Here is a 23,955-nt window from a genome sequence, read left to right as displayed (position 1 = left end):
CGCGACTCATCGGGCATCGACACAGGTGTAACCCATGACGCGACTCATGTGTCACCTATGTCGTGAACTCACACACCCCTCACACACCCTCACACACCCCTCACACACCCCTCGGACACATCCGGCGACACGACTCAATCGGCTGTCGCCTTGACTTGTCGCAGGTGCGGATCGTAATCAAGGTGGGCACTGTCGACACGCCGTCATCCGGGCGACGAACTGGTCGGCGTTTGCCTCAGTGGGAGCCGCCGGATCGTCGTTGTCGGGTGTCGTTATGGCCGCGGTACGACGCCGCCCTGATCCAGCGGCCCGGAGATCCGCGACCATCGTGGGAACCGGTGAACGATCGCGGCATCCAGGGTGAGATGACTGGGGTGGCCGTGCTCAAGTAATACCAGCAGGGCGGAAAACACCAGTGCATAGATGATGCCCGGTCCGATGTCGGTAGCTCCCGGACCGTACGGTGCGCCGAAACCGTCGGCCGTGCACCATATCGCCATGGCGTAGAGGGCACCGCCCACGAAGACAACGCGACGGGCGACTCCGAGAACCAACGTGAACGCAAGCAACGTCTCGGTAACCGCGCCGATATACACGAACACCGCCGGCGCGGGCCGTTCCAGCGCGAGGACGAAATCGAACCACCAAGCGAGCCAGTGCGGCTCGGCGGCCGCGGTGCTTATCATGTTCGGCAGGAAGGTCGCGCGGAACCCGGGTTGCCACTTCAGCCAGGCATCGACGCCGAAGATAATCCCGAATGCGATCCGCAGCCCGGTAGGAGCCCAGCCTCGCCAATTCGTTGCTGTGTTCATCGTCTGCCCCTCTCGGCCGGAACAGTGGTGGTACTCGCTAAAGCCGCGCAACGGCGGGCGGTGCTCTTACCCGATCGATCGACCAGCGTCGTCGTGCGGCGGTGCGGCCAGCCTCTCGAACCACTCTGTCTCGCAACATCATCGCTACCACGACTCGCCCATGTCCTTGAACGACTCCTGGGAAGCTACTGTGAATATAGGTGCACTGCTGCTTCTGTCAGATGCGCGACGCCTGGACGTGGCCGTCGTACTTGCAGGTCACGGTCTGGGCAATGATGGCTGCCCCCAACGACTGCGACTCCGTGGGGCGGACTCGGCGCACAGGATCATCGAGCCGGGCGCGTTCATCGCGTAGCATCAGCCCGGAAGCTTGCAAGCTCCGCGCGCTGACTGCAGTTGACCTGCAGTGGATTTCGGGCGCCACCTCCGAATATGAATTGGCAACAAATCAGTCAATGAAGGATCTGACTATATGAGAAATCCGGCACGCGCCGCATCGCTTGCTGCGGTAGTCGCTCTGGCCGCCATTTTGTTCGCGTCGCCTGCGCTGGCGCATGTCAAGGTCTCTGGCACCAACGCCAGACAGGGTGGTTATGGAGTCTTGACGTTTAGCGTGCCCAATGAGTCGGATTCGGCCGCAGTCGTCGGGTTGCGGGTGTTCCTCCCGCAGGACACGCCTATCTATGTCGTGGACACCGCGCCCAACCCGGGCTGGACAGCGATCCTGACCGAGAAGCCACTGCCGTCACCGCAAACGGACAATAACGGCACAGTGCACAACAGCTTTGTGTCGGAAGTGCATTGGATTCCCGATAACCCCCAGGCGGCGATCGGGCCCAAGCAGTTCGGCCAATTCTCGATGTATGCCGGCCCGCTGCCGAACCGCAACGCGTTGCCGCTGCCTGCGGAACAAACTTACAGTGACGGCCGCATCGTGAATTGGAATGACGACCCGTTCGCCGGTCCGCCCCAGCCCGGGCACCCGGCTCCGGTGCTCAAGCTCGGCTCGGGAGCCTCCGACCTGGATATCTTCACCACTACCGAAACGGTCCAGAACAACACGCCGCTATGGCCCGCCATCGTCGCGCTGGTTGTCGCGGCTGTGTCGCTGCTGATTGCGGGCGCGGCCTTCATCCTGATGCGTCGTAAAGATAAGAAGAAAGACGAGAATATCGTTGCGCCGCAAGGGTAATGCGGACATGCCCGGGACGCTGCTGAAATCCCGCGCCGCCGCCGGCCCTCGTGCCAGCAGTCGCCATGCGCCGGCCCTCGCCCGGCTAGCATTCGTCGATCGTCGATGACGCCGCGGAAGCTCGAATCTCGATTTCGGAATTGACATGCATGGTTGCGTTGCTCGAGAGCTCCAGCTTGCAAATGCGGCGGGTGGGCCGTATCCGGAGCGGTTTGCGAGTGGGGTGAGTGAATGATTGCTGCGTTGTGCCGGCATCGGATTCGAGGCTGGGCACTGTTCATGGCGGTCGGCGTACTTGCGGGATGCGGTCATGGTGGCGGTTCCGGGGCGCCGGCGGTGACCCCGACGACGACGCGAGCGTCGTGGTCGCCGCCGCCGGTAGCTCCGCCCGACCCCCGGACCTTGCTCAGCGCCGGCGCCGCAGCTGTGGCGCAAGTCCCGCAGAGCGTGCTGAGCTTCATCGAGACCGAACAAAGCCAATCGTGGCGGGTGCGCGTGGTAGTAGCCGACGGCACCGAACAGCAGATGGATATCGATTCAGGCGGGACGACGGTATTAGTAGGTCCGACTCCCCGAAACAACAGTGACGCCGACACCGCAGCCCGCCGGGCCCGGGTGGCAGCCGCACACCTGGACTATCGGGCCGCCGTCCAAAAAATACTTGAGGTTGTGCGCAGCGGATCCATCACTTATTTGAGCCTCGCCGACACCAGCGGAGCGACCGCGTGGGAAGCCGACGTATGGGACACGAACTTGGTCGAGCACAAAGTCATCATCAATGCCACGTCCGGGGCGCTCCTACAAAACAAGCAGATATAAGCCCAACCCGGGCGCTGGGTGGGCGTCGAGGTGGCCACCTACACTTCACTTAGCGCAACCGCACCGTGCCGACGTGGGTAAGCCGCGGCATGTCGAACCAACCCCAGTGACCGGCCGGCCGGGCAGGCGACTGTCTAACTGACCGAGTGGCCCGCTGGGCGGCGACCGAACGGCGGCGGTGCGGAACGAAGCCCTCTCCCAATCCCGTCCGCGTACAGTCGGAGTAGCGTCAGCCGAATTCGCATTTTCCCGTCGACAGGTCAATTGCATGCATGATGGTGCCCACATAGGCGTCGAGATCGACCTTGACGCTTTGTGGGCGGCCGTGCCGTGCCCCACGCTGGTCATCGATCGCGAGGGGATCGTGCGGGCGCTGAGCGGGTCCGCCGAATCGCTGATGCCGGGCGCACTGCCGGGCAGCCGGATCGACGACTCGGTCGATTGGCTCTGGCGCGCGCACGACCGTCTCGTCCAGGTCGCCCCTGCTGCGCTCGACCGGGACGTGTCCGTCGTCTCGGGAAGCGTGGCCGGCCGCAAATTCGACGCGCACGCCGCGGTGCTGCCCACCGGTGAGGTGGCGTGGTCGCTGGTCGAGGACACCGCCCAGCTCTTGCGCCAGGCGCAGGAGGCGCTGGCGCGGGAGCAGGAACGCACGGCGATCCTGCTCGAGGCGTCTTCGGTGTTGACGGCGTCGCTGAACGTGGACCGCTGCCGGGAGGCGACCGTGCAGATGGCCGCGCGGCACCTGTCCGACGCGGCGGTGCTGGTGGCCCCCGCGGGCCGCGGCCGGCGGCTACCGGTCTTCTACAGCGGGGCAGACGAGGTCGTGGAGCAGTGCAGTGTCGACGCCGATCCTGCGGTGGTGGCGGGTTTGAGCGAGGCGCTACACGGGTTCCCGCCGGTCTCCTCCGGCTGGATCGACCCGATGACGATACCGGATTGGCTTGTGCCCCAGCACTTCTCGGGCCCACCCGGGTCCGTGATGATTCTGACGCTGCCGGGCCACGGCGTCTCGGCCGGGGCGTTGGTGTTGCTGCGGCGCACGGATCGGGCGGTCTACAGCGCGGACGACGAGCTGTTCGCCGGCTTGTTCGCCGCCCGGGCCGGGGCAGCGCTGTCCGCCGCGCGGCTCTACGCCGAGCAGGCCGCCATCACCCGCACGCTGATGCGTGACCTGTTGCCCCCGCCGCTGCACGGGTTGCACGGCATCGAATTCGCCGGCGGCTACCGGGCCTCGAAGGATTACGAGGTCGTGGGCGGCGATTTCTACGACTTCCACCCCGCGGCGCGCCCGGAGGACGAGACGCTGGTGGTCCTCGGCGACGTCTGCGGCAAGGGCCTGGAGGCCGCCGTGATGACCGGCAAGATCCGGAACACGCTGCAGGCCCTGACGCCGCTGGCCCAGGACCATGAGGGGGTGCTCACGCTGCTCAACCGCGCCATGTTGAGCTCGGATCACACCCGGTTCGCCACGTTGGTGCTGGCCTCGGTCGCCTACCGCGACGGCCAGGTGGTGCTGCGGTTGACCTGCGCCGGGCATCCACCCCCGTTGATCGTGCGCGACAACGGGCAGGTGGAAGAGGCCGACACCAAGGGCACCCTGGTGGGCGCCCTGGAGCGCATCACCGTGCAATCGTTCGAGACGTTCCTGGCGCCCGGGGAAACGTGCCTGCTCTACACCGACGGAATCACCGAGGCGCGCGGCGGACCGCTCGGGCACGACTTCTTCGGCGAACAGCGGCTGGCGGACTCGCTCACCGGGTGCGCCGGCATGCCGGCCGAAGCGATCGTCGAACGCGTCCTGATGCTGGCCACGCAATGGGTGGGGCAGCGGGTGCACGACGACATCGCTGTCGTGGCCATCACCGCCCCACAGCGCACCCATCTCAGCGCCGTCGACGGCCACACCCGCGGCAGGTACGTGGCGTGAGGCCCAACGACACCGGTGTGGCCGCCTCCCGGGCGACCGACGAACTCGTTGTCCGCGAACGGCTTTGGAGCGCGCTTACCGACCGTGACGAATTCGCCGCGGCGGCCACTGTGTTCGCCGCGATGGATGCCGGCATGACGGCGGAGGACGTGCTGCTGGAGGTGATCGCTCCCGTCCAGCACAAGGTGGGCACCGAATGGGCCGCCAACCGCATCACCGTCGCGCAGGAACACGCGGCCACGGCCATCAACGACCGCGTCATCGCCGCGCTGGCTCATCACCCCGCCGGCAAAGCCCAGACCCACGGCGGCCGCGTCGCTGTGGCGTGCGTGGACGGCGAGTGGCACGCTTTGCCCCCGCGGCTGCTTTCGGAGGTCCTGCGGTTGCGCGGCTGGCAGGTCGACTTCCTCGGCGCGCAGGTTCCGACCCCCCACCTGATCGCGCACCTGCACCAGCACGGCCCCGACGTCGTGGCGCTCTCCTGCTCGATCCCGACCCGCCTGCCCACCGCGCACGCCGCGATCGTCGCGTGCCAGTCCGCCGGGTTTCCGGTCCTGGCCGGCGGCGCCGCGTTCGGCCGCGACGGCCGTTTCGCCCGCCGGCTGGGCGCCGACGCCTGGGCGCCCGATGCGCGGACCGCCGATGAACGCCTGAACCGTGGCTTCCCCGCCGTCAGGCGAGTTCGCAACCGCCAGCCGATCGATGACCTACCGCATCTGGTTGACCAGGAGTACACCCTGGTGAGCCGGAGCGCGGCGCAACTGGTCAAGTCCACCGTCGCCGACCTGGAGGACCGCTTTCCCACCATGCGCGCCTACTCCACACAACAGCAGCAGCACACCGCCGAGGACATCGGTCACATCGTCGACTTCCTCACCGTGAGCCTGTACATCGACGACGACGCGTTGTTCACCGACTTCATCACCTGGACCGCCGAGATCCTCGTCGCGCGCGGCGTCCCTGCGGCCTCGCTGCACCCGGCCCTGGATTTGCTGACGGTGCAGCTCAATGAGTTCCCCCGCAGCCAGCGCCTCCTGCGTGCAGCAAACGATGCCCTCACCACCGTCGCCGGCCCGGGAGCGTCCGCATGAACCTTTCGCTGAACGTCGCCGTGACCGGGCGGTCGGCCTGCGTGCGGGTGTCCGGCGACCTGGTCTACGAAACGGTGGACGCCATGGTCGACGCCGCCGGCCAGCTACTCAGCGCGGTGCCCGCCCCCGCACACCTCCATCTCGACCTCTCGGAGCTGGCCTTCTGCGATTCGGCCGGTCTCTCCGGACTGCTCCTGGTCCATCGCCGGAGCTGTCAGGCGGGCGTGCAGCTGCACCTGGACCATCGACCGCGGTTCCTCGATCGCATCCTCGACCTCACGGGGACGTTCGAGCACCTGGTCACCACGCCGCACGGCGACGCGGGGTCACACAGCGCTCCGGGTGAGACCCGGGTTCGCTGACCGGCGCCCGGCCGCCACGCAGCCCGTAGGCTGGGTCGCAACCGATGACACCCCACGGATTCCTTCGCCACACTGCCTCGCGCACGTTCCTCGACCGTCGCGAGGCGGGGCGCGCCCTGGCCGAACAGCTGATGTCCTACCGAGACCGGGACGACGTGCTGATTTTCGGTCTGGCTCGCGGCGGCGTGCCGGTGGCCTGGGAGGTCGCCGCGGCGTTGCACGCGCCGCTGGATGTGTTCCTGGTCCGCAAGCTCGGGGTCCCGAACTGGACGGAGCTCGCGATGGGCGCGCTGGCCAGCGGCGGCGTCGTCGTGATGAACGACGACGTGGTGTCCAGCCTGCGGATCACCGACGAGCAGGTGCGCGGGGTGATCGAGAGCGAGGCGGCCGAACTCGCCCGCCGCGAGAGCGCATACCGAGGCGGGCGCCCGGCGGCCGACCCGGCCGGCAAGGTGGTGCTCTTGGTCGACGACGGGATCGCCACCGGCGCCAGCATGCTGGCCGCCGTCCGGGCGGTGCGGGCCGGCAGGCCCGGCTCGACACCCGAGAAAATAATCGTCGCGGTCCCGGTCGGGCCCGCCTCCACCTGCCGTGAACTCGCGCAGGAGGCCGACGAGGTGGTGTGCGTGTCGATGCCGCCCGGGTTCGAAGCCGTGGGGCAGGTGTACGCCGATTTTCACCAGGTCAGCGACGACGACTTGCGTCAGGCGCTCGCCACGCCCACCGGCTGACTGCTACTTGGCGGCCTCGTCGCCGGGGCCCTCCGCGGATACCGCCGACTGTTCCGTCGCCTCCGGCGCCGGCCGCGTGGCGGTTTCCTCCGACGATTCGTAGCCGCCCTTGTCCAGGGCGTCCTCGGGGTAGTCGACGGCCTCCCCGCCGGCCCCTTCCTGGTCCTGGACCTCCGCCTCGTCCTGGTGTTGGTCTGCGCCGCCCGCGTCGCGCCGCTGCCGCTCCTGCAGCGCATCGACGATCAGCAGCACGACGCCGAGGACGCTGGCGCCGATGCACACCCAGGCGACCAACTCGTTGCTCGTGACCACGGCGAACACCAACGCCACAAGCCCGACCAGGGCCAGTACCAGCGCAATGATCAACATGGGTCATCCTCCAAGCGGCGAGCGGGCCAGCCGGTTCGTGTGCAGGTCCAGTGTGCCCACCGCGCGGCTTGGCGAGTGTCCGGCACGCCTGTGAGGTTAGTTGTTACCCCGGTTGAATTGGTCGAACCCGCCGGCGTCTGCGCTGGAGTCGACGGGTGCCGCCGACCCGCGCTGCCCGAGCTCCTCCAGCTGCGATTCCAGGTAGGTCTTGAGCCGGGTGCGGTACTCGCGTTCGAAGGTGCGCAGCTGCTCGAGGCGGCCTTCCAGGACGGTGCGCTGCTGGTTGATGGTGCCCATGATCTCGGAGTGCTTGCGCTCGGCGTCGGCCTGCAGGGCGTCGGCCTTCTCCTGGGCCTGACGCAGCTGGGCCTCGGAACGGGTCTGCGCATCCGCGAGCATCGCGTCGGCGCGCTGCCGGGCCTCGGTGACCGTGGTCTCGGCGGTCTGGCGGGCCTCGGTGAGGATCTGGTCGGCGTTGGCGCGGGCGTCGGCCAGCATCTTCTCCGACTCCGCCTTGGCGGTGCTGGTCAGCCGGTCGGCGGTGTCCTGCGCCAGGCTCAGCACCCGAGCGGCCTTCATGGCCTGTTCCTCGTTGCTGGACGCGGCGGCGGGCGCGGCCACCGGTGCCGCCTTGGGCGCCGGCTCCGGCTCGGGGACGGGAATCGCCTGAGTGGGGGCGGCCGCGGCGGCCGGAGCGCCGCCGCCGGCGGCCAGCTCCTGGTCCAGCTCCTCGATCCGCTGACGCAGATCGCTGTTCTCTTCGATGAGCCGCGTCAGCTCGGCCTCCACCAGATCGAGGAAGGCGTCGACCTCGTCTTCGTTGTAGCCCCGCTTGCCGATCGGTGGCTTACTGAACGCCACATTGTGGACGTCGGCTGGTGTAAGCGGCATTGTTTCGTCCCCTCAAGTTCCTGTCTAACGTTCTGGAAAGTGTAGAACGCAGTGGTAGCCGTCGTGCAACTGCCGTCCATCCTGTCACACCAGGCGCGACCGTTGCTGTTTAGCCCAATAAATAAGAACCAATTTCAAACACTGAGTGCCATAAAATCCGAATCCTTAGAATTTTTAAATCGCAGGCGTCAAACCGACGCAAAAATGTGGCCAAACCGTCTCCAGGCCGGAAGGTGGGTTGCGCCACGGTGCCGGAAGGTGGCTCCACGCCACGGGGCCAGGAAGGTGGCTTGCGCCTCGTGGCCGGAACGGCTTAGGCGGCGGCGCCGAAGGCCAGTTGCATGCCGATGAACGCGACCAGCAACAGCACCATGATGGACAGGTCGAACCGGACCGCCCCGATGGTGAGTTGCGGGATCAGCCGGCGCAGCAGCTTCACCGGCGGATCGGTGATCGACATGATGATCTCGAGGATCACCACCGTGATGCCGGTGGGATGCCAGTCCCGGCTGAACGAGCGGATGAACTCGACGACGACCCGGGCGATGAGCAGCAGCCAGAAGATGAACAGCGCAAACCCAAGGATCTGAAAGAACAGCACCAACTGAAGAGCCCCGACCTTACCGATGAGATGTCAAGCGCCGCGGGCTTGCGCGGCGAATGCCAGCGTACCGACTCCCGGACCCCGGCCACATCTCAGTCGGCCGCGACCGAGGGCGGCGACGAGACCGGCGGTGCCGGGCCGGGGTGCTCGGTGGGCGTTATTGGTAGGCGTAGAAGCCGGTTTCGGCGATCCGCCGGCGCTCCTCAGGGGACACATCGACGTCGGCGGGCGACAGCAGGAACACCTTGGTCGCCACCTTGTCGAAGGAGCCCCGCAACGCGAAGGCGAGTCCGGCCGCGAAGTCGACGAGGCGCTTGGCGTCGGCGTTGTCCATCGACACCAGGTCCATGATCACCGGCGTGCCGTCGCGGAACCGCTCGCCGATGGTGCGGGCCTCGCTGTAGTCCTTCGGCCGCAGCGTGGTGATCTTCGAGAGCGGGTGGCCCTCCTCGAACATCATCGCCATCCGGCGCGGGTCCATCGCCAGCGCACCGCGGGTGGAGTTGCGCAGCCAGGACCCGAAGCGGGGCCTGCCCATCTCCGACCGTTCGAACTCGCGGGGATGGACGGCGCCGTAGCGGGACTCCTCCCCGTAGCCGCCGCGGTAGCCGCCCGGCGGCGGGTAGTCGGCGGGCTCACGCGGGTCGTCGTAGTCGCGGCCCTCGTAGCGTCCTTCCAGGCGCCCTTCCAGGCGTCCTTCCAGGCGTCCGTAGCCGTCGTCGAAACGCGGCCGCGGGAAACCGCGGGAGGGTGCGTGGTCGTCGTAATACTCGTCGTCGTAGTCCTCCATCGGGGCCATACCGAAATAGGCCTTGACTTTGTGCAGTGTGCTCATTGCGTTGACCCCTTCTAGCCCCTGATGCTTGGTGTCAGTGATGAAGATGTGACTACAGTGACTTAATACGGTGACGGTAGCGGCCGCGGGCCCAATAGCGCGGTACCGACACGCACACATGTGGAACCGTGTTTGACAGCAACTTCGAAATCGTCGGACATCCCCGCGGACAGCCCGACGGCGTTCGGATGGGACGCGAGGACCCGCAGGTGCTCGGTTCGCAGGCGCTCGAAGGCCGCATCGGGATCCGAGCCCAGCGGCGGGATCGCCATCAGCCCGACCAGTTCCAGGTGCTTGGACTCCTCGACCTGGTCGCACAGCTGGTCGACCGCCCCGGGCGCCGAGATGTCGACACCGCCGCGCGACTCGTCGCCGTCGAGGCTGAGCTGAACGTAGATCCGCATCGGGTCGGCGCGGCGGCCCTCGCCCAGCGCCGCCGACACGCCCCGGTCGAGGGCGCCGATCAGCTGTGAGCTGTCGACCGAGTGGGCGGTGTGCGCCCAGCGGGCAACCGAGCGGGCCTTGTTCCGCTGAATGTGGCCCACCATGTGCCAGCGCAGGGGCGGCGTGTCCGCCCGCGAAGAGGCCGCCATCAGTTTGGTGACTTCGCTCACTTTTGCCGACGCTTCCTGATCCCGCGATTCGCCGACGGCCCGGCAACCTAATCGGGACAAAGTCACGACATCGGTTGCTGGAAAGAATTTGGTAATCGGCAGGAGTTCGATTTCACCGACATTGCGACCCGCCGCTTCGGCGGCCGCCGCAAGGCGCGAGCGCACGGAAGCTAATGCGTGCATCAATTCCGTTTCACGGTCGCCGGGACCTGTCGGGGCCGGCGTCCTATCCCCCATCGTGGTCACTCCATCCACACCAACGACGCCAGCCGCCCCGTCGGCGCGTCCCGGCGATGGCTGAACAAGGTCGGGTCGGCCACCGTGCACCGCGGATCGATGTCGATGGCCGTGACGCCCAAATTCTTGATCTGGCAAGCGATTCCGGCACGAAGGTCGAGTCCGGGGGTGCCGGCCGCGGTGGTGGTGCGGCTGCCGGGCAGCGTGGCCTCCACCTCGTCGGCCATGGCCGCGGGCACCTCGTAGTTGCGACCGCTGACCGCCGGGCCGAGCAGGGCCGAGATGTCCTCGGCGTGCGCGCCGAGGGCGAGCATCGCCTCCACGGTGCGGGCCACCACCCCGAGCTGGGCGCCGACGCGACCGGCATGCACCGCCGCGGCCACGCCGGCGCGCGCGTCCGCCAGCAGCACCGGCACGCAGTCGGCGGTCACCACCGCCAGGGCCAGCCGCGGGGTGCTGGTGACCAGGGCGTCGGTGCCTACCTTGCCGCCGACGGCGGCCCTCTGAGGACCATCGACCACCTCGACGTTGTCACCGTGGACCTGGTTCATCCACACCACGCGGTCGGGCCCGAGTCCGATCGCGCTGGCGAGCCGGTTTCGGTTGGCGGCCACCGCCGCCGGGTCGTCGCCGACGTGGTCGCCCAGATTGAAGGAGTCGAACGGTGCTTCGGATACACCGCCCGCGCGGGTGGTGGTCACCCGCCGGATGCGCACGCTCACCCGTCCAGTATCCGGAGCGCACTGCCTGCCTGACGGCACCACCATCCGACCCCTATGTTTCTTGGCCGGTTTGTCGCGCACTGGCAAGCAAATCGAGACCCTCAGCGGCGCATGAACGGCGGCACGTCGACGTCGTCGTCGTCGCCACCGCCGATGTTCAGCGTGGCGCCGTTGGTTTGCAGCGGCACGCTGACCGCGTCGACGGGTTCGAACAGCGTCGAGGTGAGCTTGCCGGCCTTCGCCGATTCGATCCGGTGTGCCCCACCCTTTTCGCCTGCACTGTCTCCGACCACGGGCCTGCGGCCGGGTCCGGCCGCACTGAAGCCTGCGGCGATAACGGTGACGCGGACCTCGTCGCCCAGCGAGTCGTCGATGACGGTGCCGAAGATGATGTTGGCGTCCTGGTGGGCGGCGTCCTGCACCAGCGAGGCCGCCTCGTTGATCTCGAACAGGCCCAGGTCGCTGCCGCCGGCGATGGACATCAGCACGCCCTGGGCGCCCTCCATGGATTGCTCCAGCAGCGGCGAGTTGATCGCGATCTCGGCGGCCTTCAGCGACCGGCCCTCGCCGCGCGCCGACCCGATGCCCATCAGCGCGGTGCCCGCGCCGGACATGATGCCCTTGACGTCGGCGAAGTCGACGTTGATCAACCCTGGCGTGGTGATCAGGTCGGTGATGCCCTGCACGCCGTTGAGCAGCACCTCGTCGGCGCTGCGGAACGCGTCCATCAGGGAGACCGCGGCATCCCCCATCTGCAGCAACCGGTCGTTGGGGATGACGATCAGCGTGTCGCAGCTTTCCCGCAGCGTGTTGATGCCGCCTTCGGCCTGCGAACCGCGGCGCTTGCCCTCGAAGGAGAACGGCCGGGTGACCACGCCGACGGTGAGCGCGCCCAGCTTGCGGGCGATGCTGGCGACCACCGGCGCGCCGCCGGTGCCCGTCCCACCGCCCTCACCGGCGGTGACGAACACCATGTCCGCGCCGCGCAGCAGCTCCTCGATCTCGTCCTTGGCGTCCTCGGCGGCCTTGCGGCCGACCTCCGGGTCCGCGCCGGCGCCCAACCCGCGGGTGGAGTCGCGGCCGACGTCGAGTTTGACGTCGGCATCGCTCATCAACAGCGCCTGCGCGTCGGTGTTGATCGCGATGAACTCCACGCCCTTGAGGCCCTGCTCGATCATGCGGTTCACGGCGTTGACACCGCCGCCACCGATGCCGACGACCTTGATGACGGCCAGGTAGTTATGCGGGGGGGTCATCATTCGGTTTCCTCCCTGATGGGCTCAAGTTCTTCGCGACGGGATTCCTCCCGAACGTGTGCGGCCCGCCCTGGCAAACCCTCAACCTCAACCATAGAGTTAGAGTTATGTCAAGTAGTTCCGCGCAACCAGAACGGTATGGGCATGGCGCGCCCTAACCCCGCAGGCGCGCCGAGGCGCGGCTCGCAAATTTTTTCTGTTGCCGCCGTCACACCCGCCGGGGTCGACGGGCTTTTTTACTTCACCGTCGGCAGGTCGGGGCTGGACACGTCGTAGGTCCGCCCCGGCTGCGTCAGCAGCGCGGCCAGCTTCTCGGCCTTCTCGTCGGTGCGATCGGTCGTCCCCCAGATCACCACCCGGCCGTCGCCCAACGTGAGCGTGATCGACGCCACCGACGGCGCCGCGATCCGGCCCACCTGGCCAGCGACCTCGGGCCGCAGCGCGGTCAGCACCTGCAGCGCGGCCTTGGTCGCCGGGTCGTTGGGACCGGGGTTGGCGACGTCGAGATACGGCAGCGCCGGCGGCGGCGGCCCGGTCGCGAAATCGACGCCGTCCCGGTCGAAGAGATGCGGGCCGTCCGGAAAGTCCTTCACGGCCACCGGAGCCCGCTCGACGATGGTGATGCGCAACGCCGACGGGTATTGACGCTGCACCCGCGCGCTGGCCACCCGCCGGATCGCCGCCACCCGGTCGGCGACCTGGTTGGTGTTGATCTGCAGCAGCGGGGTCCCGGGCCGCACCCGCGCCGCGTCCAGCACCTCTTCCCGGGTCACCTCGCCGGTGCCGACCACGACGATGTTGCGGGCCGACATCGCGGGGGTGAAATACAGGATCAACGCCAGCCCGATGCCGAGGACGACCAGCAGCACGGTCACCAGCAGCATCTTCAGGCCGCGAACCACGCCCCGGGCGACGGGTTTGGGCTCGTCGAGCGGGCGCCCGCTGGCCCGGCGTTTGGCCTCGCGGCGCGCCTCTTCGATCGCGGTGGCGCGCGCCTGCGCGGCGCGGCGTTCCGCTCGTTCCCGGCGGGCCCGCCGGCGCGGGCCCTCGAATTCCTCCGGGTCCGCCGGCGTTTCGGCCGCCGGCCCTCCGACGAAGAGCGGCTCGGTGAGGTCGTCGGCGGCCGCGTGGGCGTCGGCGGGCTCGCCGACCACCGGCGTCGCGTCGTTCGGCTGGGTCATTGCAGGACCCCCGGGCGGCCGGGCGCACTGCGGTTGTCCCTGATCCGCAGCGCGGTCACGATCTCCGGCCCCAGCAGCGTCACGTCGCCCGCGCCCATCGTGACGATGACGTCCCCCGGACCGGCGGCCGCGGCCACCTGTTCGGCGACCGCGGAGAAGTCGGGCAGGTAGCGCACCGGCACGGTGACGTGCTCGGCGACGCTCGCGCCGCTGACGCCGGCCAGTGGTTGCTCGCGCGCACCGTAGACGTCGAGGACGAACACCTCGTCGGCGGCATCGAGCGCGCGACCGAATTCGACGGCGAATTCCTTTGTGCGCGAATACAAATGAGGCTGAAACACCACAAGGCTGCGCCCGCCGCCGCTCTGCTCGAGCACCGTGCGGACCGCGGCCAGCGTGGCGCTGATCTCGGTGGGATGGTGGGCGTAGTCGTCGAAGACGCGCACCGACCCGGCGTTGCCGACCAGTTCGAACCGCCGCCGCACCCCCTCGAACCCGGCCAGCCCGTCGAGCACCGCGTCGACCGGGGCGCCGATCTCGGTCGCCGCCAGCAGCGCACCCAGCGCGTTGAGCGCCATGTGCCGACCGGGCACCGACAGCCGCATCACGCGGGGAAACGGTTCGGGGCCCGATTCCGGGGTCAGCTGGATGTGCGCGACCGCTTCGGTGCCCTGCTGCTCCCAGGACAACAGCGCGGCCGCGAGCCCCTGCTCCGGCGCGGATCCGTAGCGCAGCACCCGGATTCCCAGTTCGGCGGTGCGGTCGGCCAGTGCGGCCGCGCCCGGGTCGTCGACGCACACCACCAGCGCTCCCCCGGGCGCGAGTCGCTCCACGAAGGCGTCGAACACCCCGACGTAGGCCTCGGCGGTGCCGTAGAAGTCCAGGTGATCGGTCTCGATGTTGGTGACCACCGCGACGTTGGGCGTGTATTCCAGCAGCGAGCCGTCGCTTTCGTCGGCCTCGGCGACGAAGCAGTCGCCGCTGCCGTGATGCGCGTTGGTTCCGGCCTCCCCCATCTCGCCGCCGACCGCGAAGGACGGGTCGCGCCCGCAATGCTGCAGCGCCACGATCAACATCGACGTGGTCGTGGTCTTGCCGTGGGTCCCGGTGACCATCAGGGTGGTGCGCCCGTCCATCAGCCTGGCCAAGACCGCGGGCCGCAGGATCACCGGGATGCCGCGCCGCCGGGCCTCGACGAGCTCGGGGTTGGTCTTCGGGATGGCGGCGTGGGTGGTGATGACCGCGGTCGGGCCGCCGGGCAACAGGTCGAGCGACGACGCGTCGTGGCCGATGCGGATCGACGCGCCCCGGGCCCGCAGGGCGTGCACGCCGCGGGACTCCTTGGCGTCCGAGCCGGACACCAGCGCGCCGCGGTCCAGCAGTATGCGGGCGATGCCCGACATGCCGGCTCCCCCGATGCCCACCATGTGCACCCGGTGCAGCTCGGGCGGCAGCTGTTCGGCGTTCACCGTCGCCCTCCCGCCGCTGCCTTCCTGGCGATGTCGAGCGCCGCCTGGGCCACCCGGCGCGCCGCGTCGGGGTGCCCGACCCGCGCGGCGGCCTTCGTCATCGCCGCCAGCCGCGGCGCGTCGTTGAGCAGCCCCGCCACCTCGCGGGCCACCAGCTCCGGCGTCAGGGCGGCGTCGGCGACCACCATGCCGCCGCCGGCGTTGACCACCGGCAGCGCGTTGAGCCGCTGCTCGCCGTTGCCGATCGGCAGCGGCACGTAGATGGCGGGCAGGCCGACCGCCGAGACCTCGGCGACGGTCATCGCGCCGGACCGGCAGATCGCCAGGTCGGCCGCGGCGTAGGCCAGATCCATCCGATCCAGGTAGGGCACCGCCAAGTAGGGCGGATCACCGGGCCGGCGCTCCGGCAGCTCCAGGGTGTTCTTCGGGCCGTGCGCGTGCAGCACCGACACGCCCGCGGCGGCCAGGTCCGCCGCGGCCCCGGACACCGCCCGGTTCAGCGACACGGCACCCTGCGAACCGCCGAACACCAGCAGCACCCGCGCGTCGTCGGCGAACCCGAAATGCCTGCGCGCCTCGGCGCGCAGGGCCGCACGGTCCAGCGTGGTGATGGCGGCCCGCACCGGCACGCCCACCACCTCGGCGCGCGGCAGCCCGCAGTCGGGCACCGCCGACAGCACCCGGTCGGCGCCGCGGGCGCCCACCCGGTTGGCCAGCCCGGCGCTCGCGTTGGCTTCGTGGATCAGCACCGGGACGCGGCGCCGGCGGCTGAGCCCGCGCGGGATCCCGCGGGCGGCCAGGTACGCCGGCAGCGCCACGTATCCGCCGAAACCGACGACGACGTCGGCCTCCACCGCGTCGAGCACGGCGCGGGTCTCCCGGACCGCGCGCCACACCCGCGGGGGCAGCCGCGCCAGGTCGCCGCTGGGCTTACGCGGCAGCGGCACCGGCGTGATCAGCTCGAGGTGGTAGCCGCGCTGGGGCACCAGCCGGGTCTCGAGCCCCCGGTGGGTGCCCAGCGCGGTGATGCGCACCTGCGGATCCAGCGCGCTCAGCGCGTCGGCCACGGCCATCGCGGGCTCGACATGGCCGGCGGTGCCGCCGCCGGCCAGTACCACCGACAGTGGCCTGAGCGGCCGAAAAGACGACAACGCGGCACCGGCGGGCTGGGGGCTTGCCCCCAGCCCGCCGGCCGGCTTGCTGACCGTGTCGTTCACCCGTAACGCTGACCTTCCAGTGTGCGAGCGCCTCGTGCCTGACGCTGGCCGGCTCCGCGACTGGCGGAGCGCTGGCCAGATCCATGATGCACCGCCCTGCGGGCCGGGCGGGCGGCTGTGCGCGGGAACGCCGGCCGCAGCGGTTCCTCGGCCTTGCGGGAGGCCGTGCGGGAGGCCGTGCGGGAGGCGTTGCGGGAGGCCTTGCCGGCGGGTGCCTGGGCGGCCTTCCGCGCGCCCTTGCGGGGAGGGGCGCCGTTAGCCGGCGGCTTGCCGCCGCGCTTGCGGTCGCGGAAGGACTCGAGCCGGGTCGGCACGTACGGCTGGGGCAGCGGCAGCCGCAGGAACCGGTTCACCTTGTCGTCGCGGCCGGCGCGCAGCGCGGCCACCGCCTCGGGTTCGTGCCGGGCCGCGTTCGCCATGATGCCGATCATGAAAAGCGTTGCCGCCGTGGAGGTTCCGCCCGCGGAGATGAGCGGAAGCTGGATGCCGGTAACCGGCAGGATGCCGATCACGTAGCCGATGTTGATGAACGCCTGGCCCAGCACCCACATCGTCGTGGTGGCGGTCAGCAGCCGCAGGAAGGGGTCGGCCGACCGGCGCGCGATGCGCATCCCGGTGTAGGCGAATAGCCCGAACAGGACCAGTAGCCCGAAGGCGCCGACAAAGCCCAATTCCTCGCCGATGATCGCGAAGATGAAGTCGTTGTGGGCGTTGGGCAGGTAGTTCCACTTGGCGACGCCCTGCCCCAGGCCGTCGCCGAAGATGCCGCCGTGCGCCAGGGCGAACTTGGCCTGGCGGGCCTGGTATCCGGTGTCCATGGGGTCGTTCTCGGGGTTCATCCACGACTTCACCCGGTCGGAGCGGTAACCCGCCGACATGGCCAGCACGGCGCCGGCCATGACGACCGCCAGCAGCGAGGTGGCGAAGACGCGCAGCGGCAGCCCGGCGTACCACAACAGCGCCAGCAGGATGATGCCCAGCGACACCGTCTGCCCGAGGTCGGGCTGCGCCACGATCAGCGCCAGCGCGATGACCGCGGCCGGCACCAGGGGGATCAGCATCTCGCGCAGCGAGGCGCGCTCCAGCCGGCGGGCGGCGAGCAGGTGCGCGCCCCAGATGGCGAACGCGATCTTGGCCAGCTCGGACGGCTGCATGGAGAAGCCGGCGACGACGAACCACTTCCGCGAGCCGTTGGCCAGGTTTCCGATGCCGGGGACGAGCACGAGCACCAGCAGGATGACGGTGACGACGTAGCCGGTGAAGGCGACGCGGCGGATGAACCGCACCGACATCCGCAGCGACGCGTAGCAGGCGATCAGGCCGATCACCGTCCACAGCACCTGCTTGCCGAAGATCACCCAGGCCGAACCGTCGGCGTCGTAGGACCGCACACCCGACGCCGACAGCACCATGATCAGGCCGAGGATCGTCAGCAGCCCGGCCACCGCGATGATCAGATGAAACGAGGTCATGGGCCGGCTCAGCCAGGCGCCGAACCGGTTCCGCCCCTCCCCGGCGACCTGAGGTTTTGCCGGCTTGGACTCCGACGTGCCGGCGGCGCTCACCGGTCCGGTCTCGGCGTCGGTGTCGGCGTCGGCCGGATCGGCCGCAGCGGTGTCGGCGTCGGCCGGATCGGCCGCAGCGGTGTCGGCGGCGGCGTCCGAAGCGTCTTTGGCCCGGCGTCGCAGCCGGGTCAGCGGGTTACCCACGCCCGCCTACCGGGTGGCCGCGCGGACGGCGGCGGCGAAGGCGTCACCACGGTCGGCGTACCCGCTGAACTGGTCGAACGACGCGCCGGCCGGTGCCAGTAGCACGGTGTCGCCGGGCCGGGCCAGGTCGCGGGCCGCGGCCACGGCCGCGGTCATGACGGAAGCGCCGAGATTCCCGACCGAATATTTCACTTCTGTCACATCTGCCCCAACAACCACAGCCGTCGCATTCATATCAGCATCCTCGCCTGTCACAACCTGGACGACGGGGACATCCGGCGCGTGTCGCGATAACGCCTCTGCAACCTCTTGGCGATCTCGGCCGATGAGCACCGCGCCGGCCAGCCGGGGGGCGATCCGGGCCACCTCGGCGTCCACCGAGGCGCCCTTGAGCAGACCGCCGGCCACCCAGACCACCCGCGGGTAGGCCAGCACGGACGCCTGGGCGGCGTGCGGGTTGGTGGCCTTGGAATCGTCGACGTAGGTGATGCCGTCGGCGACGGCGACCACCTCGGCCCGGTGCCGGCCCACCCGGAAGGAGGCGATCGCTCGCGCGATCGCCTCGGCCGGCACGCCGACGCTGCGGGCCAGCGCCGCCGCGGCCAGGGCGTCGAGGATGCCGACCGGTCCCGGCACCGGGATCGAGCCGACCGGCAGCAGCGGGAGGTCGTCGGCGAAGGCGCGGTCGACCAAGTGGCCGTCCCGCACACCCAGCTCACCCGCCGCCGGTTCGCCGAGCCGGAAGCCGACGCGCACCGGCGCCGCGGCGGTGCCGAGCAACGCGGCCGCCCGGGCGTCGTCGAGCCCCACCACCGCCACCCCGCCGTCGAGCGCCCGCGCCTTGGCGGCGGTGTACTCGGCCATGGTGGAGTGCCAATCCAGGTGGTCTTCGGCGATGTTGAGGACGGCACCCGCCGCGGGCCGCACCGAGGGCGCCCAGTGCAGCTGGAAGCTGGACAGCTCGACGGCCAGCAGGTCGGCGGGCGCTTCGAGCACATCCAGGACCGGATCGCCGATGTTGCCGCACAACACGCTGCGCCGGCCCGCGGCGGTCAGCATGGCGTGCAGCATCGACGTCGTGGTCGTCTTGCCGTTGGTGCCGGTGACCACCAGCCAGCGTCGCGGCGGACCATACCGGCCCGCGGCGTCGAGCCGCCAGGCCAGCTCCACGTCGCCCCAGACCGGCACGCCCGCGGCGGCGGCGGCGACCAGCAGCGGTGTGTCCGGGGAGAACCCCGGGCTGGTGACCACCAGGGCGTAGTCCGCGACGCGCGGCGTGACCGCGGACGTGGTCACGGCCGGCATGCCGCTTTCGGCGTAGCGCCGCAGCGTGGCGGGATCGTCGTCGCACAGGGTCGGCGCGGCGCCGAACCGGGCCAGCGCCGCCAGCACCGCCTTGCCGGTGATGCCGCCGCCGGCCACCAGGACGGGCGCGCCCGGCGCCAGGGGGTCGAGCCCGGGCATGTCAGGCACCGATCGCGCCCAGCCACTCACCGTAGAACAGGGCCACGCCCAGGCCGCAGGTGATCGCCGTGAGCAGCCAGAAGCGGATGATCACCGTGGTCTCGGCCCAGCCGGACAGCTCGAAATGATGGTGGAAGGGCGCCATCCGGAACACCCGGCGCCCGGTGGTCCGAAACGCGAGGATCTGCAGCACCACCGAGGTCACCTCGGCGACGAACAGCGACCCCAGCACGACGGCGAGGATCTCGGTGCGGCTGGTGACCGACAGGCCCGCGATGATGCCGCCCAGCGCCAGCGATCCGGTGTCCCCCATGAAGATCTTGGCCGGGGCCGCATTCCACCACAAGAAGCCGATGCAGGCGCCCGCGGTGGCGGCCGCGACGAGCGCCAGGTCCAGCGGGTCGCGCACGTTGTAGCAACCCAGGCCCGGCGCGGTGACGCAGGCGTTGCGGTACTGCCAGAAGGTGATCAACACGTAGGCGGCGGTGACCATCGCCATGCACCCGGCGGCCAGCCCGTCCAGGCCGTCGGTGAAGTTGACGGCGTTGGACCAGGCGCTGACGACGACCACGCAGAACAACACGAACAGCCCGGGAGCCAACGTGACGGTCGCGATCTCGCGCACGTAGGACAGGTCCGCGCTGGCCGGTTTCAACCCGTTGGCATTGCGGAACTGCAACACCAGCACCCCGAACAGCACGGCGGCGGAGACCTGCCCGATGGTCTTGGCGGTCTTGTTCAGCCCGAGGTTGCGCGATCGGCGGATCTTGATCAGGTCGTCGAGGAAACCGACGCCCCCCAGCGCGGTGGCCAGGCCCAGCACCAGCAGGCCCGACGCGGAAACGCCCTCCCCGTCGAACGCCAGCCCGGCCAGGTGCGTCCCCAGGTATCCCGCCCAGATGCCGGCCAGGATGGCCACCCCGCCCATCGACGGCGTGCCGCGCTTGGTGTGGTGGCTGGGCGGGCCGTCCTCGCGCGTGTGATGGCCGAAACCTTGCCGGGTGAACAGCCGAATCAGCGCCGGGGTCAACAGGATTGACACGGCGAGCGCGACGGCCACCGCGATGAGGATCTGCCTCACCGGGCCGCTCCCTGCCCGGCGGCCAGGGCGTCGGCCAGCGCGCCCAGTCCGGCGGCGTTGGAGGCCTTGACCAGGACCACGTCGCCGGGGCGGAGTTCGGCCCGCAGCAACGCCAGGGCGGCCTCGGCGTCGGGCACGTTGGCGGCTTCCGTGTCCCACGAGCCTTCCATGACCGCTCCGTGGTGCATGGCGCTCATTGACCTCCCAGTTCCCACGACGACGAGTCGAGACACATCTAAGCGCACCGCCAGCCGGCCGATGCGATCGTGCTCGGCCACCGAGTCCTCGCCGAGCTCGGCCATTTCGCCCAGCACCGCCCAACTCCTGCGCTTTTCGGCGGCGTCGACGCCTTGGCCGTGGGCGATCCAGGCCAGCGCCTGCAGCCCGGCCCGCATCGAGTCGGGGTTGGCGTTGTAGGCGTCGTCGATCACCGTGACCCCGTCCGCGCGGGTCGTCACGTGCATCCGGTGCCGCGACACCGGCCCGGACTGGGCGAGCGCGGCGGCGACCTGCTCGACGGTCGCCCCGCATTGCAGCGCGACGGCGCCCGCGCACAACGCATTGGCGACCTGGTGGTCGCCGGAGACACCCAGCTGCACGTCGACCTCCAACGGACCTCGGGTGTCCTTCGCGTGCAGGGTAAAGCGGGGCCTGGCCAGTTCGTCCAGCGACACTCCGTCCGCCCAGACGTCGCTTGGCCCGGAGTCGGTGTGGCTGAACCGGCTGACGCGTACCACCCGCGCGTCGGTGACGCGGGCCATCGCCGCGACGGCCGGGTCGTCGACGTTGAGGATCACCACGCCGGACGACGGAACGGATTGGGGCAGTTCGGATTTGGTGCGCGCGATGGCTTCCCGCGAGCCGAACTCGCCGAGGTGGGCGGTGCCGACGTTGAGGACCACCCCGATCGAGGGCGTGGCGATGTCGGCCAGCGCGGCGATGTTGCCCGGGTGGCGCGCCGACATCTCGAGAACGAGATAGTCGGTGCTCCGCGTCGCGCGCAACACCGTCCAGGGGTGCCCCAGCTCGTTGTTGAACGACCCGGGCGGGGCCACCACCTCGCCCAGCGGCTCGAGCACGGCGGCCACCAGGTCCTTGGTCGACGTCTTGCCCGACGAGCCGGTGATCCCGACGATGGTCAGCCCGCCCACCACCAGCTCGGCGGCCACCACCTTGGCCAGCTTGGACAGCGCCGCCAGCACCGCCGCACCCGAACCGTCGGTGTCGTGTTCGAGCACCCCGGCCAGGCCGCCACCGGCCCGCGGTTCGGGGGGCACCACGATGGCCGGCACCCCCACCGGCCGCGCGGCCAGCACGGCGACCGCGCCGGCCGCGGCCGCCGCGCCCGCGTAGTCATGCCCGTCGGCGTGCGCGCCCGGCAGCGCGAGGAACAGCCCGCCGGGGCCGACGGCGCGCGAGTCGAATTCGACGGTGCCGGTGACGCGGAGCGCCGCGGCGGCCTCCGGCGAGATGTCGGCCAGCGTGCCGCCCACGATGTCGGCGATCTGCGCGACGGTCAGGTCGATCATGATCGGGCCCTCAGGGCGTTCAGGGCCTCGGTCAGCTCCACCCGATCGTCGAACGGGCGGGTCTCCGTGGCGCCGCGCTGCCCCGTCTCGTGCCCCTTTCCGGCGATCAGCACCGCGTCCCCGGGTCGGGCCCAGGCGGCGGCGTGCCGGATGGCCGCGCGCCGGTCGCCCATCTCGACGACCTCGGCCGAACCGCCGCGCGCCCCGGCCAGGATCTCGCCGCGGATCGCGGCGGGGTCCTCGCGGCGGGGGTTGTCGTCGGTGACGACGATCAAATCGGCCAGCTCGGCGGCGATCTCACCCATCTGCCGCCGCTTGCCCGGGTCCCGGTCACCGCCCGCGCCGAACACCACCGCCAGCCGGCGACCCGGGCGCCGCAGGGTGGCCAGCACGGCGCGGAGCGCTTCGGGTTTGTGGGCGTAGTCGACCAGCGCGAGGAAATCCTGGCCACAGTCGATCTCTTCCATGCGGCCGGGCACCCGGGTCGCCAGCAGCCCCGGCGCCGCCTGCTCCGGCGACACCCCCACCGCATCCAGAAGGGCCAGGGCGACAAGGCAATTGGCGACGTTGTAATGCCCCGGCAGCCGGATACCGACGCGATGGCGCACGCCGGCGGGGTCGACCGCGATGAACTGCTGTCCCCCGGCGCCCACCGGAATCACGTCCATTGCGCGCCAGTGCGCGGGCTGGTCGGCGGCGCTGACGGTGATCGCGTCGCCGGCCCGGGCGGCCATGGCGCGCCCCGCGTCGTCGTCGACGCAGACCACGACCCGGCGGGCCCGCAGCGGCGACGCGGGATCGAACAGCTTCGCCTTGGCCTCGAAGTAGTCGGCCATGGTGGGGTGAAAATCGAGGTGGTCACGGGACAGGTTGGTGAAACCGCCCACCGCGAACCCGGTGCCGTCCACCCGGCCCAGCGCCAGCGCGTGGCTGGACACCTCCATGACGACGGTGTCCACGCCGCGCTCGGCCATCGCGGCGAACATCGCCTGCAGGGCGGGAGCCTCCGGGGTGGTCAGCGCGCTGGGAACGTCGATGCCGTCGATGCGGATGCCGATGGTGCCGATCAGGCCGGCCGTCCGGCCCGCGGCGCGCAGGCCCGATTCGACGAGATAGGTCGTGGTGGTCTTTCCGGAGGTGCCGGTGATCCCGACCACCGTCACCCGCTCCGACGGGTTGCCGTACACGGTGGCGGCCAGGGCGCCGAGCACGGTACGGGGCGCCGGGTGCACCAGCGTCGGTACGGCCGGACCCGGCGCGCCCATTTCCGTCACCCCGGCGGCATCGGTGAGGACCGCGACGGCGCCGCGCTCGATCGCCTCGGCCGCAAACCGGGCCCCGTGCGTGGTGGCGCCGGGTAACGCGGCGAACAGGTCGCCGGGCCGGACGTCCTGGGCGCGCAGCGTCACTCCGGTGACCGCCACGTCGGGCACCGCGGCGCCCCCGTCCGCGGGCACCGCGCCTACCTGGGCCGCCAGCGCGGGCAGGCGCGATCCCGCGCCCGCGCTGGGCCGCAACCCCGTGGGCATCGGCACCACCTGTTCACACCTCCCTGCAGACGCGCGTGATCCTCATGATCGGCCATGACACCCTACCGAGAGGCACCTGCCACGCACGTGGCTCGTCAATTTGAGTGTGCGATGAGGGCCTTCGGTGTGCGCTGAAGGCGTCGTTCGGGCCCGAATTCCGCCCTGAGCGCATCCGCGACGCCCTCACCGCACGGACGCCGTCACCGCACGATCGACGGACCGCCCGCCCGCTACACCCGATGGCGGCGACCCGCCGCACCCGGCTACGCCGCCCTTGCGATCGCCGCTACACCCGATGGCGCCGACCCGCC

General features: G+C 70.2%; 22 protein-coding genes. 6 read left to right on the top strand and 16 right to left on the bottom strand.

Features of this window, described 5'->3' with window-relative positions:
- Positions 1 to 272: 272 nt before the first annotated feature.
- Positions 273 to 863, bottom strand: a complete 591-nt coding sequence (locus AWC03_RS23995; RefSeq protein WP_142278503.1) for a hypothetical protein — start codon at positions 861 to 863, stop codon at positions 273 to 275.
- A gap of 421 nt (positions 864 to 1,284) precedes the next feature.
- Between AWC03_RS23995 and AWC03_RS23985 the strand changes: the two genes are divergently transcribed.
- The 6 genes from AWC03_RS23985 to AWC03_RS23960 all read left to right on the top strand — a co-directional run bounded on the left by AWC03_RS23985 (position 1,285) and on the right by AWC03_RS23960 (position 6,937).
- On the top strand, positions 1,285 to 2,004 hold the full coding sequence (locus AWC03_RS23985) for a YcnI family copper-binding membrane protein (RefSeq protein ID WP_090422296.1): 720 nt from the start codon (positions 1,285 to 1,287) through the stop codon (positions 2,002 to 2,004).
- Positions 2,005 to 2,430: 426 nt separating this feature from the next.
- Complete coding sequence (locus tag AWC03_RS23980) at positions 2,431 to 2,823, top strand: hypothetical protein (protein WP_142278502.1); 393 nt, start codon at positions 2,431 to 2,433, stop codon at positions 2,821 to 2,823.
- A gap of 268 nt (positions 2,824 to 3,091) precedes the next feature.
- Complete coding sequence (locus AWC03_RS23975; RefSeq protein ID WP_085243193.1) at positions 3,092 to 4,753, top strand: PP2C family protein-serine/threonine phosphatase; 1,662 nt, start codon at positions 3,092 to 3,094, stop codon at positions 4,751 to 4,753.
- Positions 4,750 to 5,844, top strand: a complete 1,095-nt coding sequence (locus tag AWC03_RS23970) for a cobalamin B12-binding domain-containing protein (protein WP_244275290.1) — start codon at positions 4,750 to 4,752, stop codon at positions 5,842 to 5,844. The genes AWC03_RS23975 and AWC03_RS23970 overlap by 4 nt, the downstream gene beginning before the upstream one ends.
- Complete coding sequence (locus AWC03_RS23965) at positions 5,841 to 6,206, top strand: STAS domain-containing protein (protein ID WP_085243191.1); 366 nt, start codon at positions 5,841 to 5,843, stop codon at positions 6,204 to 6,206. The genes AWC03_RS23970 and AWC03_RS23965 overlap by 4 nt, the downstream gene beginning before the upstream one ends.
- A 44-nt stretch (positions 6,207 to 6,250) precedes the next feature.
- Positions 6,251 to 6,937 (top strand): phosphoribosyltransferase, encoded by a 687-nt coding sequence (locus AWC03_RS23960; RefSeq protein ID WP_085243190.1) that lies wholly within the window; start codon positions 6,251 to 6,253, stop codon positions 6,935 to 6,937.
- A 3-nt stretch (positions 6,938 to 6,940) separates the two neighbouring features.
- On the opposite strand, the gene AWC03_RS23955 is transcribed toward AWC03_RS23960, so the two are convergent.
- The 15 genes from AWC03_RS23955 to AWC03_RS23885 all read right to left on the bottom strand — a co-directional run bounded on the left by AWC03_RS23955 (position 6,941) and on the right by AWC03_RS23885 (position 23,644).
- The gene (locus AWC03_RS23955; RefSeq protein ID WP_085243189.1) at positions 6,941 to 7,306 is read right to left on the bottom strand and encodes a hypothetical protein; all 366 of its coding nucleotides are present in this window, start codon (positions 7,304 to 7,306) and stop codon (positions 6,941 to 6,943) included.
- 96 nt (positions 7,307 to 7,402) lie between these two features.
- Positions 7,403 to 8,197: a DivIVA-like cell division protein Wag31 gene (gene wag31, locus AWC03_RS23950; RefSeq protein WP_085243188.1), complete on the bottom strand. Its 795-nt coding sequence runs from the start codon at positions 8,195 to 8,197 to the stop codon at positions 7,403 to 7,405.
- 313 nt (positions 8,198 to 8,510) lie between these two features.
- The gene (locus AWC03_RS23945; RefSeq protein WP_007170773.1) at positions 8,511 to 8,801 is read right to left on the bottom strand and encodes a YggT family protein; all 291 of its coding nucleotides are present in this window, start codon (positions 8,799 to 8,801) and stop codon (positions 8,511 to 8,513) included.
- 157 nt (positions 8,802 to 8,958) lie between these two features.
- Positions 8,959 to 9,636 (bottom strand): cell division protein SepF, encoded by a 678-nt coding sequence (locus AWC03_RS23940; protein WP_085243187.1) that lies wholly within the window; start codon positions 9,634 to 9,636, stop codon positions 8,959 to 8,961.
- A 62-nt stretch (positions 9,637 to 9,698) separates the two neighbouring features.
- Entirely contained in the window at positions 9,699 to 10,487 is a 789-nt protein-coding gene (locus AWC03_RS23935; RefSeq protein ID WP_085243202.1) for a YggS family pyridoxal phosphate-dependent enzyme, read from the bottom strand.
- Positions 10,488 to 10,492: 5 nt separating this feature from the next.
- Positions 10,493 to 11,209 carry a peptidoglycan editing factor PgeF gene (gene pgeF / locus AWC03_RS23930; protein WP_211279281.1) on the bottom strand — a complete coding sequence of 239 codons (717 nt, stop codon included), beginning with the start codon at positions 11,207 to 11,209 and terminating at the stop codon, positions 10,493 to 10,495.
- Positions 11,210 to 11,310: 101 nt separating this feature from the next.
- On the bottom strand, positions 11,311 to 12,465 hold the full coding sequence (gene ftsZ, locus AWC03_RS23925; protein WP_085243185.1) for a cell division protein FtsZ: 1,155 nt from the start codon (positions 12,463 to 12,465) through the stop codon (positions 11,311 to 11,313).
- 236 nt (positions 12,466 to 12,701) lie between these two features.
- Positions 12,702 to 13,646 carry a cell division protein FtsQ/DivIB gene (locus AWC03_RS23920; RefSeq protein ID WP_085243184.1) on the bottom strand — a complete coding sequence of 315 codons (945 nt, stop codon included), beginning with the start codon at positions 13,644 to 13,646 and terminating at the stop codon, positions 12,702 to 12,704.
- The gene (gene murC, locus AWC03_RS23915) at positions 13,643 to 15,115 is read right to left on the bottom strand and encodes a UDP-N-acetylmuramate--L-alanine ligase (protein ID WP_085243183.1); all 1,473 of its coding nucleotides are present in this window, start codon (positions 15,113 to 15,115) and stop codon (positions 13,643 to 13,645) included. Before murC ends, AWC03_RS23920 begins: the two co-directional genes overlap by 4 nt.
- Positions 15,112 to 16,332, bottom strand: a complete 1,221-nt coding sequence (murG, locus tag AWC03_RS23910) for an undecaprenyldiphospho-muramoylpentapeptide beta-N-acetylglucosaminyltransferase (protein ID WP_085243182.1) — start codon at positions 16,330 to 16,332, stop codon at positions 15,112 to 15,114. Before murG ends, murC begins: the two co-directional genes overlap by 4 nt.
- On the bottom strand, positions 16,329 to 18,041 hold the full coding sequence (gene ftsW, locus AWC03_RS23905) for a putative lipid II flippase FtsW (protein ID WP_085243181.1): 1,713 nt from the start codon (positions 18,039 to 18,041) through the stop codon (positions 16,329 to 16,331). The genes murG and ftsW overlap by 4 nt, the downstream gene beginning before the upstream one ends.
- Positions 18,042 to 18,047: 6 nt before the next feature.
- Positions 18,048 to 19,505: a UDP-N-acetylmuramoyl-L-alanine--D-glutamate ligase gene (murD, locus tag AWC03_RS23900; RefSeq protein WP_085243180.1), complete on the bottom strand. Its 1,458-nt coding sequence runs from the start codon at positions 19,503 to 19,505 to the stop codon at positions 18,048 to 18,050.
- A 1-nt stretch (position 19,506) separates the two neighbouring features.
- Complete coding sequence (gene mraY / locus AWC03_RS23895) at positions 19,507 to 20,586, bottom strand: phospho-N-acetylmuramoyl-pentapeptide-transferase (RefSeq protein WP_085243179.1); 1,080 nt, start codon at positions 20,584 to 20,586, stop codon at positions 19,507 to 19,509.
- Complete coding sequence (locus tag AWC03_RS23890; protein ID WP_085243178.1) at positions 20,583 to 22,115, bottom strand: UDP-N-acetylmuramoyl-tripeptide--D-alanyl-D-alanine ligase; 1,533 nt, start codon at positions 22,113 to 22,115, stop codon at positions 20,583 to 20,585. Before AWC03_RS23890 ends, mraY begins: the two co-directional genes overlap by 4 nt.
- Positions 22,112 to 23,644 carry a UDP-N-acetylmuramoyl-L-alanyl-D-glutamate--2,6-diaminopimelate ligase gene (locus tag AWC03_RS23885; protein WP_085243201.1) on the bottom strand — a complete coding sequence of 511 codons (1,533 nt, stop codon included), beginning with the start codon at positions 23,642 to 23,644 and terminating at the stop codon, positions 22,112 to 22,114. The genes AWC03_RS23890 and AWC03_RS23885 overlap by 4 nt, the downstream gene beginning before the upstream one ends.
- Positions 23,645 to 23,955 lie beyond the last annotated feature (311 nt).

Source organism: Mycobacterium europaeum (assembly GCF_002102155.1).
Classification (GTDB): Bacteria; Actinomycetota; Actinomycetes; order Mycobacteriales; family Mycobacteriaceae; genus Mycobacterium; species Mycobacterium europaeum.
The sequence above is the reverse complement of the archived record's forward strand: the minus strand, read 5'-3'. Positions and strand labels throughout refer to the sequence as shown.